Source organism: Pelagicoccus sp. SDUM812002, assembly GCF_031127835.1.
In the GTDB taxonomy this organism is placed as follows: domain Bacteria; phylum Verrucomicrobiota; class Verrucomicrobiia; order Opitutales; family Opitutaceae; genus Pelagicoccus.
The window spans coordinates 141,627-155,223 of record NZ_JARXHX010000012.1 but is presented as its reverse complement, the minus strand read 5'-3'; the positions used below and the strand labels follow the sequence as shown (position 1 = coordinate 155,223).

12 protein-coding genes and 1 tRNA gene are annotated in these 13,597 nt (G+C 53.9%); 9 read left to right on the top strand and 4 right to left on the bottom strand.

Going from position 1 to position 13,597, the window contains the following annotated elements; translation table 11 throughout:
• Positions 1-265 precede the first annotated feature (265 nt).
• Positions 266-1,249: an adenosine kinase gene (locus QEH53_RS16975; RefSeq protein ID WP_309024403.1), complete on the bottom strand. Its 984-nt coding sequence runs from the start codon at positions 1,247-1,249 to the stop codon at positions 266-268.
• Positions 1,250-1,385: 136 nt separating this feature from the next.
• On the opposite strand from QEH53_RS16975, the gene QEH53_RS16970 reads away from it, so the two are divergent.
• From QEH53_RS16970 to QEH53_RS16960, 3 genes are read left to right on the top strand one after another with little or no spacing between them, the layout of a single operon-like run.
• Positions 1,386-1,583 carry a hypothetical protein gene (locus QEH53_RS16970; RefSeq protein WP_309024402.1) on the top strand — a complete coding sequence of 66 codons (198 nt, stop codon included), beginning with the start codon at positions 1,386-1,388 and terminating at the stop codon, positions 1,581-1,583.
• Positions 1,584-1,622: 39 nt separating this feature from the next.
• Positions 1,623-3,254 (top strand): CTP synthase, encoded by a 1,632-nt coding sequence (locus tag QEH53_RS16965; protein ID WP_309024401.1) that lies wholly within the window; start codon positions 1,623-1,625, stop codon positions 3,252-3,254.
• A gap of 49 nt (positions 3,255-3,303) precedes the next feature.
• Positions 3,304-4,872 (top strand): beta-ketoacyl-ACP synthase 3, encoded by a 1,569-nt coding sequence (locus tag QEH53_RS16960; RefSeq protein ID WP_309024400.1) that lies wholly within the window; start codon positions 3,304-3,306, stop codon positions 4,870-4,872.
• A gap of 47 nt (positions 4,873-4,919) precedes the next feature.
• On the opposite strand, the gene QEH53_RS16955 is transcribed toward QEH53_RS16960, so the two are convergent.
• Together QEH53_RS16955 and QEH53_RS16950 are read right to left on the bottom strand one after the other, a co-directional pair.
• Positions 4,920-5,126, bottom strand: a complete 207-nt coding sequence (locus tag QEH53_RS16955; protein WP_309024399.1) for a hypothetical protein — start codon at positions 5,124-5,126, stop codon at positions 4,920-4,922.
• A gap of 244 nt (positions 5,127-5,370) precedes the next feature.
• A complete protein-coding gene (locus QEH53_RS16950) occupies positions 5,371-6,132 on the bottom strand; it encodes an RsmE family RNA methyltransferase (RefSeq protein ID WP_309024398.1) in 762 nt (253 codons plus the stop codon).
• Between the two features lie 560 nt (positions 6,133-6,692).
• On the opposite strand from QEH53_RS16950, the gene QEH53_RS16945 reads away from it, so the two are divergent.
• From QEH53_RS16945 to QEH53_RS16920, 6 genes are all read left to right on the top strand, one after another.
• Positions 6,693-6,777, top strand: a tRNA-Leu gene (locus tag QEH53_RS16945).
• Between the two features lie 143 nt (positions 6,778-6,920).
• Positions 6,921-8,006, top strand: a complete 1,086-nt coding sequence (gene nadA, locus QEH53_RS16940; RefSeq protein ID WP_309024397.1) for a quinolinate synthase NadA — start codon at positions 6,921-6,923, stop codon at positions 8,004-8,006.
• A gap of 29 nt (positions 8,007-8,035) precedes the next feature.
• Positions 8,036-9,637 (top strand): FAD-dependent oxidoreductase, encoded by a 1,602-nt coding sequence (locus QEH53_RS16935; RefSeq protein WP_309024396.1) that lies wholly within the window; start codon positions 8,036-8,038, stop codon positions 9,635-9,637.
• A gap of 80 nt (positions 9,638-9,717) precedes the next feature.
• Complete coding sequence (locus QEH53_RS16930; RefSeq protein ID WP_309024395.1) at positions 9,718-10,368, top strand: NAD(P)H-dependent oxidoreductase; 651 nt, start codon at positions 9,718-9,720, stop codon at positions 10,366-10,368.
• An 86-nt stretch (positions 10,369-10,454) separates the two neighbouring features.
• Complete coding sequence (locus tag QEH53_RS16925) at positions 10,455-11,678, top strand: LL-diaminopimelate aminotransferase (RefSeq protein WP_309024394.1); 1,224 nt, start codon at positions 10,455-10,457, stop codon at positions 11,676-11,678.
• A 145-nt stretch (positions 11,679-11,823) separates the two neighbouring features.
• Positions 11,824-12,432: a DUF4136 domain-containing protein gene (locus QEH53_RS16920; protein WP_309024393.1), complete on the top strand. Its 609-nt coding sequence runs from the start codon at positions 11,824-11,826 to the stop codon at positions 12,430-12,432.
• A gap of 114 nt (positions 12,433-12,546) precedes the next feature.
• On the opposite strand, the gene ruvB is transcribed toward QEH53_RS16920, so the two are convergent.
• Positions 12,547-13,569: a Holliday junction branch migration DNA helicase RuvB gene (gene ruvB / locus QEH53_RS16915; RefSeq protein WP_309024392.1), complete on the bottom strand. Its 1,023-nt coding sequence runs from the start codon at positions 13,567-13,569 to the stop codon at positions 12,547-12,549.
• Positions 13,570-13,597 lie beyond the last annotated feature (28 nt).

Below are 13,597 nucleotides of genomic sequence, written 5' to 3'. Positions count from 1 at the left end.
GCCGTTAAGCGTATTCGGTTAGGCTAGGGTCGAGAGGCCCTGTGCCCCTTTTCCGTGGCTTCCGGTGTCAGCCTGAACTGGAAGAGCTTGTCCACTTTAATTTATAGGTAACGGGAAGTGGAGTTTGTTCGAGCAAAGGTCAGTGAAATATGGCTTTTGTCAAAGTGGAGGCGATAAGATTTCTAGAGACATAAAGGCTCTGCTCCGCTCGAAAGAGTGGCGAGGCAGAGCCTGTCGGGATTAATCTTGCGGGGGACTCGGTGGATTAGAGGAGAGCTTGAGCTTGGGCTTTCGACAGTCGTGGCCCGAATTTGGATACGACTGCGGAGGATGCTCGGCTGGCGAGGGCTCCTGCGTCTGAGAGGCTGAGTCCGTGGGTCACTCCGTAAAGAAAGGCGCCCGCGAATAGGTCGCCGGCTCCGTTGGTGTCGACCGCCTCGGTGGGAACGGGGTCGATCTTGATTTCGCTCTCTCCATCCCAAATGAGGGCTCCGTCCGGCCCGAGGGTGACCGCGAATTGCTTGGCGACGGATTTCATGGCCTCGACCGCGGCGGGTACGGAATCGGTACCGGTGTAAATCATGGCCTCCTCTTCATTGCAGAAAAGCAGGTCGATGCCGTCGCCAACGACCTCTTTCATAGCGTCGCCGAAGTACTTGACCATAGCAGGATCGGAAAAGGTGAGGGCGGTTTTGATGCCAAGAGCTGCTGCTTTGTCCCTGGCAATTTTCATAGCCTCGACTCCATTCGAGGAAGTGACGAGGTATCCCTCTATGTAGAGGTACTCTGAATCGGCGAGCGCAGCTTCGTCGATCTGCTCGGTCGAGTAGGTTGCGGTGACGCCGAGAAAGGTATTCATCGTGCGCTCGGCGTCGGGAGTGGTCATGACGAGGCACTTGCCCGTGATCCCTTCAGGAAGGGTATCGATCGTGAGATTGGTGTCGGCTCCGTTCGCCTTGAGGTCTGTGAGGTAGAAGTGGCCGAGTTCGTCGTTGGCGACCTTGCAGCTGTAGAAGGTTCGCGCGCCGAATTGGGCCGCTCCAATAATCGAGTTAGCTGCGGAGCCGCCGCATTGCTTGTCCGCCGCATCGAGATCGATGGCAGATACGAGTGCACTTTGGCGAGCTTCGTCGACGAGAGTCATGACTCCCTTTTCAATTTCGTTTGCCGCGAAGAAGGCGTCGTCGACCTCTGTGACGATGTCTACGAGCGCGTTGCCCATTCCATATACATTGTACTTTTTTGCCATCGGTGAGTGGTTGTGGGGATTCGGATGAACTTGGCAACGCGATATGCTCGCCGTGACGAGTGTTGCTCAGCAAAAATGCCAGAGTGTGGAATTGGTGGTTGATGCAGGTTGGACGGCTCACCTAGAGTCGCCCCCCATGGCGCAGATACTCGACGAAATCCAAGGACTATATGGGATGTACCCATCTTGGCTCGTCACTGCATGCCTCGTCGTAGTAGGGCTCGGGTTTGGCTGGGTGATTTGGAAGTTGGTAAGGGTCGGCATGGTCTTGCTGGTTACCGCGGCGCTTCTGGCGATCATGGTCTTTGCCGGCTGGATGATTTTAGTTCCGTAACGCGATGTAGTTTGACCTCCTCTTTCATATCTCATTCTCATGGCAGCCAACGTGGAAAACAGTAAGGTAAAGAAGTATATTTTCGTGACGGGCGGAGTCGTATCGTCCTTGGGCAAGGGCTTGACGGCTGCATCTCTGGGGGCGCTGCTCGAAGAGCGTGGCTGCACAGTCCGCATCCAGAAATTCGATCCATATCTAAATGTGGATCCCGGTACTATGAACCCGTTCCAGCACGGAGAAGTTTACGTCCTCGATGACGGAGCGGAGACTGACCTCGATCTCGGGCATTACGAGCGGTTCACCTCGGGCAAGCTTAGCCAGTTCAACAATCTTACTTCCGGACAGATTTACGAATCGGTTATCCAGAAGGAACGTCGGGGCGAATACCTCGGTAAGACTGTGCAGGTCATCCCGCACGTCACCAACGAGATCAAGAAGCGCATCGAGGCGGCGAGCGCGGATGTGGATGTCCTAATAACTGAAATCGGTGGCACAGTCGGCGATATTGAGGGCCTTCCATTCCTCGAAGCCATGCGCCAGTTCGCTTTGGAAGCGGGACGGGGCAATGTGCTCTTCATCCATTGTACGCTGTTGCCATTCCTGGCAGCAGCCGGTGAACTCAAGACCAAGCCGACACAGCAGAGTGTGGCAAAGATGCGCGAGATCGGTATCCAGCCGGACATTCTTGTTTGCCGTACCGAACATCCTATTGATTCGGAACTTCGAGAGAAGATGAGCCTTTTCTGTAACGTTCCGGTCAAGGCAGTTATCGAGGAAATAGACGTGGACGACTCGATCTACGAGCTCCCGGTTATGTTGCGTCGCGAGCATCTCGACGATCTCGTAGTGGACTTCCTCCAACTCAACGCGCCCCAGCCCAAGGAGAGTATCTGGACGGATATCGTTCGCCGTATCAAGTCGCCTTCAAAGCGGGTGACTATCGGAGTCGTCGGCAAGTACATTGAGCTACAAGACGCCTACAAATCGGTTTACGAATCGATCACCCATGCTGGTATCGCCAACGACTGCGCGGTGAACGTTAAGCGCATCGATGCGGAGTCGCTCGAAACCGCTGAAGGTCTCGAGACGCTCAAAAACTTGCACGGTATTTTGGTCCCCGGCGGGTTTGGCGACCGAGGAACCGAGGGCAAGATTGCCGCGGTTCGTTACGCTCGCGAAAACAAAGTCCCGTATTTCGGCCTTTGCCTCGGTCTGCAGATTGCGGTCATCGAGTACGCTCGCAATGTATTGGGACTGAAGGATGCAAACAGTCTTGAATTTGACGAGAAAACCGAACACCCGGTCATCACCTTGATGGAAGAGCAGAAGCAGGTCGTCGACAAGGGCGGCTCCATGCGACTGGGTTCCTACGAGTGCAAGGTCAAGAAGGGAACGCACGCTTTCGAGGCATACGGCCAAGAGATCATCCGCGAGCGACATCGCCACCGCTACGAGGTGAACAACGCCTTCGTCGAACAGTTGGAAAGAGGTGGTCTGGTCGTCAGCGGTGTGAATCCCAAGCGAAACCTCGTGGAAATGGTTGAACTGAAGGAGCATCCGTGGTTCCTCGCGGTACAATCTCACCCAGAGTTTCTCTCCAAGCCGAACAAGGCTCACCCTCTCTTCCGAGCGTTCGTGGCAGCTGCCATCAGCCGTGACGAAAACCGTTAACCTCAGCTAAGTTCACAACCGCGTTTCAAGCAACCCCACTGCCAAAGCCATGAGCTTTCAAATCGACGTGCCAATCCCTTCTATGGGGGCTACTGTCAACGAAATGACCTTGATCGATCTCGATGTCGAAGCAGGTCAGGAAATCGCGAAAGGCGAAAAGCTAGCGGAATTGGAGAGCGACAAGTCGGTCTTCGATTTCGAGGCTCCTTGCGATGGAGTGATCAAAAAGATCCACTGCCGTGCTGGCGATATACTAGAGGTCGGAGCACCCTTCGTCCGTATTGAGACTGAGGATACGGCGGTGGCCCACTTGAAGGTCGATCCCGATGCAGCTCCGCAAGGGGCCGAGTTTCAGGTGGAAGCAGCAGAGGCTCCCGCTCCTGTGATGCAAGAGGTGGTAGCGGCTACGGCTGCGGTAGCTATCTCTAAGCCGGTAACCAAGGTGAATGGTATTCGCTGGACTCCGAGAGCCAAGAAGCTGGCAACGGAGCGTGGACTCGATCCGGAGGGCATAACCAATATCGTAGGCACCGGGCCCGGCGGTCGTGTGACGGGTGACGATTTGGACGCCTACGCAGCTTCAAGCGTCGCAGCTGCTCCCAAGGCTGCTAGGGTTTCGCCAGGTGACGGTTCGCTACAAACCGCATGTGTAGCAGGAATTGGATACGCAGTTCCCAAAAATGTGCGCTCAAATGCGGATATATTAAAGCAGTTCCCGGGTAAGACTGAGGAAGAGATCGTCAAGGTAACCGGTATCCAGCAACGCTACGTTATCTCTGAAGGAGAGTCTGCCACGAGCCTTGCGAGCAAGGCCACGCGCCACGCTCTGAAGATGGCGAATCTCGAAGTTTCCGATATCGATGCTGTGGTCGTGGCAACATTGTTGCCGGACCATCCGGTTCCAGGCGCCGCGAGTATCCTAGCGAGGGAGCTGGGCGTAGAGCACGCCTTGGCCTTCGATTTAAATGCTGCATGTTCCGGCTGGCTCTATGCTCTCGAAGTAGGCCGTAGCTTGATCTACGGTGGCACCGCGAAGAACATCTTAGTGGTGACCGCGGAAATTTTGTCGCGGATCACCAACCCGAAGGATCACGAGACTGCTTTTCTTTTTGGTGACGGAGCAGGAGCAGCTATCTTGACTCCGAGTGAAGGTGGGCACCGCTTGCATCGTCTGGCTTTGAGTGGAGATGCTCGTTACACTGACGCCATATCGCGCACGGGCGGAGGTGCCCTGAAGCCGATGCCGTCTCCGGGGGAGGATTTGGATTCTTTCTATCTCAAGATGGATGGAGGTGTCGTCTTTAAGCGTGCTGTATTGGCATTCTCAAACATTATCGAAAGTGCGTTAGAGCGTCATGGCTTGAAGCCTGAGGATGTTTCATGGGTGGTGCCTCATCAGGCCAATGCACGAATTTTGCGGGCGGTTAGCAAGCGAGTGGGTATTCCCTACGAAAAGTTCGTGGTCACCATAAACAAGTACGGCAACACCTCGGCCGCATCCGTTTCGATGGCTCTTGGCTGGGCTGCGGAAGAGGAGATATTCGAGGAAGGCGATAAGATCATCTTTTGTTCTGTAGGTGCAGGATTCACGTTTGCCGGTGGTTTAATGACCTGGTAAAATCGCACCAGATTGGACCGGTATCATCCTACCTATGCGAAGAGTGGCTATTTATTGCTGCTCCGCGCCAGTGTCTTGGAGACCTTCAGCAGGAACATATATCCGCTAGCTGCCAAGAGGGCGAGCCCGAGGGCTATCAACCCTAGTTCTCCGCTTATGGCCAACTGTTCGTTCGGAATTTGCTCTTTCGGCATTTCCTGAGTTGCTAGATCGTGAGTGGCAGCCTCTCGGTTCGTTTTGCTCGCTTGGTTCATTTCGGTCCATTTTTAAGGCGTTACCCAGTCGAACGCGAAAGGCGACAACCAGAGTGTTGACCGACCGTTAGCGATTAAAATGCCAAGATTTGAGGTGATTTTGTAAGTTGTTGTCTCAGATGCTAAAAAAATATAGCGAGAGATTTACCGCTCCATTAGATTTGTTTCTATTCCTTACACTCGATCGCAATATTTAACACCTAAAGGTGAATAAGCGAAAATGGAAATCAGCGCGATCCTCCAGCTAGATGCCGGTGATTTCGTAGTGAAGGAGGCTGAGTGCGTGAACGGCGGCAGTTTCGCTGCGCATAACGTGCGGTCCGAGTCTCGTGGAAAGAAAGCCGAAGTCCGCGGCGGCTCGATATTCTTCGGGTGTAAAATCCCCTTCCGGGCCCACCAGGCAAATGGCGGACGAAGGGCGTTTACCGGAGTGGTTCGAGCTGTAAGTTGCGAGTTGTTGTTTGAGAGAGAGAGCTTGAGGCTCAAGGCTCGCGACGAGCTTGAGTTCGAAAGATTGGCTTTGTTCGAGGAAACTATGGAGATCGCTAACGGCTTTCACCTCGACGAGGTGGGGGTTGCCACTCTGTTTGGCGCCTTCGAGAGCAGCAGCTGACCACTTGGCGTTTTTCGTGTCTTGCTTCCGTTCGTCTATCTTCGCTTCGCAGCGCTGCGAAACGATTGGGAAAATCTGTTGAGCCCCGATTTCGGATGCCTTACGTATGATGCTCTCTATCAGTTTTCCTTTTGGGAGCGCTTGGGCCAGCGCTATGCAGTGATCGGGGTGGGGTACTTCGGAAATTCCTAGGACTTCCACGACGGCTTTTCGTTTGTTCGCCTCGACCAGACGGGCTTCGCATTCGCAGCCTAGGCCATCAAATAGTGATACGGGATCTCCCACGCGGGCACGATTGGCAGCGACGAGGTGATTTGATTCCTCAGGACTGAGCGTGATTTGCTCGCCCAAGCTCTGGGGTGCTCGCTCGTGGTAGCTGCGAAAGTCTGGCATGGCTCCTAGGTAACGATCAGCAGTGGCTTCCTTACAAACAGAAAAGGCGCCGCTTTCGCGACGCCTTTACTAACTTATCAAACTACAAACCAGATTCTAAAAATTTAAACTACCCTTGTGCTGAGATAGGCGCGCTGGCTGACGAATCGTTCAAAAGTTTTGGCAATAAGTTTGAAAAAGACTCCGAAGGGATCGGAGCGCCGTTGTAAACGAAAAGAGGCACCGCTTTCGCGATGCCTCTTTCGACTTATCAAACTACAAACTAGATACAAAATTGAACAAACCCTTAATATGTCCTGCAAAGATAGACGTAGTCCTGAGCGGAACGTTCAAAGATTTTGGTAAGAAAATCCGCATTTCGACAGAAATATCCTAAGTTGCTACCAAGCAAGGTGTAAGCTGATTTGCGTTTTATCGGAGAAGGGGGATGGGAAACTTTTTTCCGAGAGCGGGGTTATTCTTTCGCGGAGGTTTGAATTTGGCTTGCATCGAATCGTGCTAATGGCAAAACACCGAACCTTTCCCGGATGCGAAGCGACTCTGGGAAGGTTTTACGAGATGCCCAGGTGGCGGAATTGGTAGACGCGGCGGATTCAAAATCCGCTTTCTTCGGAAGTGTGGGTTCGAGTCCCACCCTGGGTACCAAGCATCTTAGAAGCCTGGGTAGTGGAATTTCAGTTGGCTACGCTCCCGAGCGGTGTACTCCTGTCATTCAAGCAAATGCTTCCCTTTCTCTTGGGAACCGCTCAATGTCTTTTGCTTTTAATCTAAAAGCTAGTGCTCAGACCATGGTAAGCGCCGCAGACAACAGAAATTATTCGGAAGCTCAAATCGCAGAGGAGGCAGAACGCCTTCTCGCAAAACTCATGCACGTGGAGTGTGAGGCCAGCCGTTCTTGGAACCTTGAAGCCTGTCGGGAAATCGCTCCGCTTACGCTTGAGATCAACGAGCTCAAAAAAGAAAAAGGAGCGGTCATCCTAGCCCACTCCTATGTAGAGCCGGAGATCATCTACGGAGTGGCAGACTTCGCGGGAGATTCCTATATGCTCAGCTTGAAAGCCAAAGAAGCTGGGGCGAAGAGCATCGTCTTTTCCGGCGTGGTATTCATGGCAGAGACTGCGAAGATCCTATCGCCCGATTCTCAGGTGGTTGTTCCAGATCGCGCGTCTGGGTGTTCGTTGGCGGATTCATTGACCGGCGAGCAATTGCGCGAATTAAAAAAGGCTTACCCGGAAGCTGCGGTCGTTTGCTACATCAATAGCACTGCTGAGGTCAAAGCGGAGTGCGATGTGTGCGTCACTTCCAGCAATGTTTACAAGATCGTGGCCTCGCTGCCTCAGAAACAGATCCTCTTCGTTCCGGACCGCCTGATGGCGGAGAACATTCGGGTGGAAATGAAAAAACGCGGAATCGACAAGGAAATCGTTTCCTCGGACGGCACCTGTATCGTTCACGACCATTTCGATCCGGAGGCGATCGCTGAGGCGCGTTTGAAATTCCCCGGCCTCAAAGTGGTCTCGCATCCGGAGTGTACGCTTAACATAACCGAAAGGAGCGATTACGTGGGCAGTACGGGTGGCATGATGCAGTACGTGAAAGCGACCGAGGCTCCTTACTTCATGATGCTGACCGAATGTGGTCTCGTGGAGCGCATCGAAGTAGAAGCTCCAGAGAAACGGTTCATATCTGGATGCAAGCTGTGCCCGTACATGAAAATGAACTCCCTTGAGAAAATACGTGATGTCTTGGTGGCTCCGCGAAAGGAGCAGGTCATCGAGCTTGATGAGGATCTTCGCCGAAAGGCGCTGCATTCGATCGACCGCATGTTTGAGATCGCGGAGGGCGCACCCCACCAGCCGAGCAAAGGCTGCTAGGCTCGATATTATCTGAAAGCTAATTTCGAGTGGAAACAATTCGCACAGATTGCCTAGTCATCGGGGCTGGGCTCGCCGGTAGCGCCTACGCTCACCATGCTTGTAGCCAAGGTCTGTCGGTCACGATGATTTGTGCCGACCAGCTATCGACCGGTGCGAATAGCAAGTGGGCTCAAGGCGGAATCATCTATGATACCTCTTATCATCCGGACCAGCTGGAGAAGGATATCATGGTCGCTTCGGCGAACACCGCGAATCCGGAGGCTGTTCACTCGCTCGTGGCGGAAGGGCAAGCGGCAGTGCAGGACCTCTTGCTCGATCGCTTGGATATTCCTTTTGACCGTAGCGAAACGGGCGCTCTGCAGTTTACTCGTGAAGGGGGACATAGCGATAAGCGGATAATCTACGCCAAGGACGTAACGGGTAGAGCGATTCTGAATAATTTCCACGACTACGTTCGCGGTATCCAGAATCTCGATATCCGAGAAAACCATGTTGCGATCGACTTGCTGACCTTGTCGCACAACTCGATTCATTCGATCGACAAGTATAAGCCTATTACTTGTATCGGCGTTTACGCTTTAGATACGCTCAGTGGCGAGGTGAAGGCGATCATTGCCAAGAAGACGATTCTCGCCACGGGCGGACTCGGTCAAGTTTTCAAGAACACGACGAACCAGCCAGGGGTGGTGGGACATGGTGTGGCGATGGCGCGTCGCGTTGGAGCACGTATCATCGATCTAGAGTATATCCAGTTCCATCCGACCGTTTTTCTCAAAAAGAACTGCCAGCTCTTTCTCGTTTCTGAAGCGGTGCGTGGGGAGGGAGGCGTATTGGTCAATGGTGATGGTCATGCCTTCATGGATGCATTGCACCCGATGAAGTCGCTGGCGCCGCGTGATATCGTAGCTCGGGCAATACACCGAGAGCTGATTGCTAGCGGCGAAAACTGCGTCTACATAGATCTCTCCAGTAAAAAGCCAGAGTACATCCGAGAGCGTTTCCCTTCGATCTACGAGCGAGCATTAGCTTGCAGTGTGGACATCAGCCGCGAACCGATTCCAGTAGCTCCTGCTGCCCATTACACCTGCGGGGGAGTTTACACCGACCTATCAGGTCGATCCTCAGTCTTGAATCTCAATGCTATTGGCGAGACCGCTTGCACTGGATTACACGGGGCAAACCGGCTCGCCAGTACTTCGCTTCTGGAGTGCTTGGTTTCAGCGAAGCTTACGGCACGCGCTGATGTCGATGACTTGAAGAGCGAGCATTTTCATTTGCCGGAAGTCAAAAAGTGGGTGAGTCCGGAGCGTGCTGCTGACGAGGTTTTGATCCAGCAGGATATGCGTCTAATCAAGAGCACCATGTGGAACTACGTGGGCTTGATTCGCTCGCCTCGGCGCCTCCAGCGGGCACGACGTATCTTGGGGCAATTGGAAGAGGAGATTAGTAGCTTCTATGCAGGCGCCCGCCTCACGCGCTCGCTAGTCGAGCTGCGCAATGCGGTCAAGGCGGCTCTGCTCGTGGTGCATGCCGCCAGTCTCAATCCTGAGAGTAAAGGGAGCCATTACATCGCTGCGGAGGAGGAAGAGATCGACGGCCCGCTCGAGCCTTTTGACCGCGGAAAGTAGTAACGAGTCTTACGGATCATGCAGTCTCTTGGGGCACATTACCGTTGTCCGCCGCAAAGCGAATTAAACAAGAAACACCTATGGCTATACTCAACCCAAACGACCTTATCGAGCAGCTTAATTGGCGCTATGCGACCAAGGAGTTCGATGCCTCCAAGAAGATTCCTGCAGAGACCATGGAGACACTCGAACAGGCCCTCATTCTTACTCCGTCTTCCTTCGGACTTCAGCCATGGAAGTTCATCGTTGTGGAAGACCAGTCCGTAAAGGACCAGTTTCCCGCCGCTTCTTGGAACCAGCAGCAGCCCAAGGATTGTTCACACATGTTGGTGCTTGCGGCGAGAACAGGATACAAACGCGAGGATGTAGGAGACTTTATAGATCGCATGGCGGAAGTGCGCGGAGTCACCGCGGAAAGCCTCGCTGGTTACGAAAAGTTCGCGGGTGGTTTTGTAGACATGGCGTCAGATCAAGGTTGGATCGACGCTTGGGCTCAGAAACAGGTCTACATTGCTCTCGGGCAATTGATGTTCGCTGCCGCCGCGTTAGGAGTAGACGCTTGCCCGATGGAAGGGATCGATGGGGCTGCCTACGATAAGATCCTCGGCTTGGAAGGCTCCGGATATTCCACAGTCGTCGCTTGCCCGTTAGGCTACCGTTCGGAAGGGGATAAGTATGCTATGACCGAAAAGGTACGCTTCGAAGCCTCGGACATCATAGATCGTCGTTGATTTTGTAGACCCGCAATTGCCCTGCGGCTCTCCTTTTGTTGACTCACGCCTCCCGATCAGTGTGATGTCGGCTCACTTTTACAATCATGATCCGGATCAACGAAAACTACCTGAAGCTCAAGGCTTCCTACCTTTTCTCCGACATCGCCAAGCGCGTGTCTGCCTACCAGGAGGCGAATCCTGAGAAACCGATCATTCGCCTCGGAATCGGCGATGTGACCGAACCGCTTCCGCAAGCCTGTCAAAAGGCTTTCCATGCGGCGATCGATGACCAAGGCACGCGCGAAGCTTTCCACGGTTACGGTCCTGAGCAGGGTTACGCCTTCTTGCGGGATGCAATCGCGAAAAACGATTTCAAGGATCGCGGTGCGGACATCGACGCTAGCGAGATCTTCGTGAGTGATGGGGCTAAGTGCGATAGCGGCAATATTCAGGAAATATTTGGTGATGACATCCGGATTGCCGTACCAGACCCCGTGTATCCAGTTTACGTTGACACGAATGTTATGGCGGGTCGCACCGGAAACAACGTCGAAGGGCGCTATGAAGGGTTTGTCTATCTTGACTCGACTCCAGAAAATGGATACGTACCAGAAATTCCAAGTGAGAAGGTAGATCTTGTCTACCTTTGTTTCCCCAACAACCCGACTGGTGCGACGGCTACCAAGGAGCAGCTGAAAGCTTGGGTAGACTACGCCAAGGATTGTGGCGCGATTATTTTGTACGATGCTGCCTACGTGGCGTTCATCCGCGACGCCTCGCTACCGCAAAGCATTTACGAGATCGAAGGTGCTCGTGACGTCGCAATCGAATTCCGCAGCTTTTCCAAGAACGCTGGTTTCACGGGTACGCGCTGCGCTTACACGGTGGTTCCGAAATCTCTCAAGGCACAAGACGCATCCGGCAAGGAGCACTGCGTGCACGCGCTCTGGAATCGTCGTCATTGCACCAAGTTTAACGGAGTCTCTTACCCAGTGCAGAAAGCCGCTGAAGCGGTGTACTCGGAGGAAGGGGCTGCCGAAGTGAAGGCGTTGACGGACTTCTATCTCGAAAACGCCAAGATCGTGAAGGCAGCCATGCAAGACCTCGGCTTCGATTGTATCGGGGGAGAGGACTCGCCCTACATTTGGATCAACGCCAAGCGTCCGAGTTGGGACTTCTTTGACTTGTTGCTGAATGAAGCGGGTGTGGTTTGTACGCCGGGAGCTGGTTTTGGTACCTGTGGCGAAGGTCACATCCGCATTAGTGCCTTCAACTCCCGTTCAAAGGTTGTGGAAGCGATGGAACGCATCAAAGCGGCCCTCGCGTAACAAACCGTTCTCGCAACTCTTTCGAAGCCGCTTTGGACGTTTTCCAGAGCGGCTTTTTGTTTGGAAATTCAGCTTCCAGTTGGAGGCTTTCTCACTCGGGCGTAGACTTGACTTTGAGGGGTGTTCGAGTGATTGTTAGACTGTTATGAGAATCTTTGCTGCTACCCCGCTGTTTCTCTGCTTTTTGTTGACCTCGTGTTCCAGTCTGAGTGTTCAGCACGAATTCAATCCCCAAGTCGACTTCACGCGCCTCAAGACTTTTGGGGTGCTTCCAAGTCCGCATCCAGAATTTGATCCGGTGGCGAAAGCGGTGTTTGGCTTCGATGGGTTCGCGTTAGCGGTCGCGTCGAATGTTTTAGAGGAAAAAGGTTTTTCCAGAGAGCAAGATTCGGCAGCGGACTTTTTCCTTGGTTTGAGAATAGATGTGGGTCCGGAAGGGCAGGTGCATTCGCCTCTCCAGGCTGACAGTTCGGGCATGCTAGTGATGAGAGGCTGGGATCCCGGAGGCGTGGTGAAAAACCTCGGCCAACGCGTGCCCGTCTACGAGCCCAAGTCTCGATACGAGAGTGATCCAGGCGACCACCTCGGAAAGCTTGGCGACGTGACGATCTATTTGTACGTGGACGTCTTTGACGCGGCATCTCGAGACCTCGCTTGGCAAGGTTGGGCGACGGCCAGGTCGTTAGGCGAATTCAATACGGATATCAAGAGGGCGAAGGTCGTTGCTGAGATTCTGAAGCCATTTCCGAATTAGGGTGTGCTGTTCTGCAGGAGTGGGGTGTGCGTTGTCGACCATCTCCAAACGAATGAGATATCGAGGATTTCCAAGAGAATTGGAGAGAGGTACCTGCGAGGTATTACACGCTGTTTAGGCGGTGGTCGGCTCAAGGCCGATGGCGGCGAGGCCTTCCGCGGTGATTATACGTCCTTGGGCGGTTCGTTGAACGAGGCCGCTTTGGATGAGGAAGGGCTCGTGTACCTCTTCTAGGGTGTGGCTTTCTTCTCCGACCGCGACCGCGAGGGTGGCGAGCCCGACGGGTCGGCCATGGTAGGTTGTGGCCATGACGCGGAGGATGCGCTTGTCCATTTCATCGAGTCCGCGAGCATCGATTTCTAGGAGTTCAAGTGCGGCCTTGGCTGACTCCTTGGTGATGGTGCCGTTTCCTTTTTCCTCGGCGTAGTCGCGCACGAAGTTGACGAGATTATTGGCGATACGAGGTGTGCCGCGGGCTCTGCTGGCGATTTCCAAACCGCCGTCTTTTTCGACCGGCACATTGAGGAGCTGGCAGGTTCGGGTCACAATCTTGAGAAGGTCTTCGGGGCCGTAATAGTCGAGGCGGGTCTGTAGGGTGAAGCGTGAGCGCAGCGGAGCGGTGAGGAGTCCACCGCGCGTGGTCGCCCCGACAAGGGTGAAGCGAGGGATGTTGAGGCGGACCGAGCGGGCGTTGGGGCCTTGGTCGATCATGATATCGATGCAGTAGTCCTCCATAGCGGAGTAGAGGTACTCTTCGACGGTCTTGGGAATACGGTGGATTTCGTCGATGAAGAGGATGTCGCCTTCCTCGAGATTCGTCAGCATGCCGGCGAGGTCGCCTGCTTTTTCAACTACGGGGCCGGATGTTATGCGCACATTTCGCCCCATCTCGGCCCCGAGAATGAACGACAGCGAGGTTTTGCCGAGGCCGGGAGGGCCGGAGAGGAGGATGTGGTTGAGGGCTTCGCCGCGTTTTTTGGCTGCGCCGGCCATGATTTTGAGGCGTTCGACGGTTTTTTTTTGGCCGACGAATTCTTCGAATGAAGGGGGGCGCAGGAGGGACTCAGTTTGGGTGTTGAGTTGATTGGAGAGGGCGCTGGCGAAATAGTCTACTCCTGTGTCGGTGGGCTCGGGCATGCGGCAAGATTGGGAAGCGATTTGTGAA

Coding starts and splice junctions, on each gene's coding strand:
- QEH53_RS16930 (WP_309024395.1), top strand. CDS start 9,718: ATGGCTATACTCAACCCAAACGACCTTATCGAGCAGCTTAATTGGCGC.
- QEH53_RS16960 (WP_309024400.1), top strand. CDS start 3,304: ATGAGCTTTCAAATCGACGTGCCAATCCCTTCTATGGGGGCTACTGTC.
- QEH53_RS16920 (WP_309024393.1), top strand. CDS start 11,824: ATGAGAATCTTTGCTGCTACCCCGCTGTTTCTCTGCTTTTTGTTGACC.
- nadA (WP_309024397.1), top strand. CDS start 6,921: ATGGTAAGCGCCGCAGACAACAGAAATTATTCGGAAGCTCAAATCGCA.
- ruvB (WP_309024392.1), bottom strand. CDS start 13,569: ATGCCCGAGCCCACCGACACAGGAGTAGACTATTTCGCCAGCGCCCTC.
- QEH53_RS16965 (WP_309024401.1), top strand. CDS start 1,623: ATGGCAGCCAACGTGGAAAACAGTAAGGTAAAGAAGTATATTTTCGTG.
- QEH53_RS16975 (WP_309024403.1), bottom strand. CDS start 1,249: ATGGCAAAAAAGTACAATGTATATGGAATGGGCAACGCGCTCGTAGAC.
- QEH53_RS16950 (WP_309024398.1), bottom strand. CDS start 6,132: ATGCCAGACTTTCGCAGCTACCACGAGCGAGCACCCCAGAGCTTGGGC.
- QEH53_RS16925 (WP_309024394.1), top strand. CDS start 10,455: ATGATCCGGATCAACGAAAACTACCTGAAGCTCAAGGCTTCCTACCTT.
- QEH53_RS16970 (WP_309024402.1), top strand. CDS start 1,386: ATGGCGCAGATACTCGACGAAATCCAAGGACTATATGGGATGTACCCA.
- QEH53_RS16955 (WP_309024399.1), bottom strand. CDS start 5,126: ATGAACCAAGCGAGCAAAACGAACCGAGAGGCTGCCACTCACGATCTA.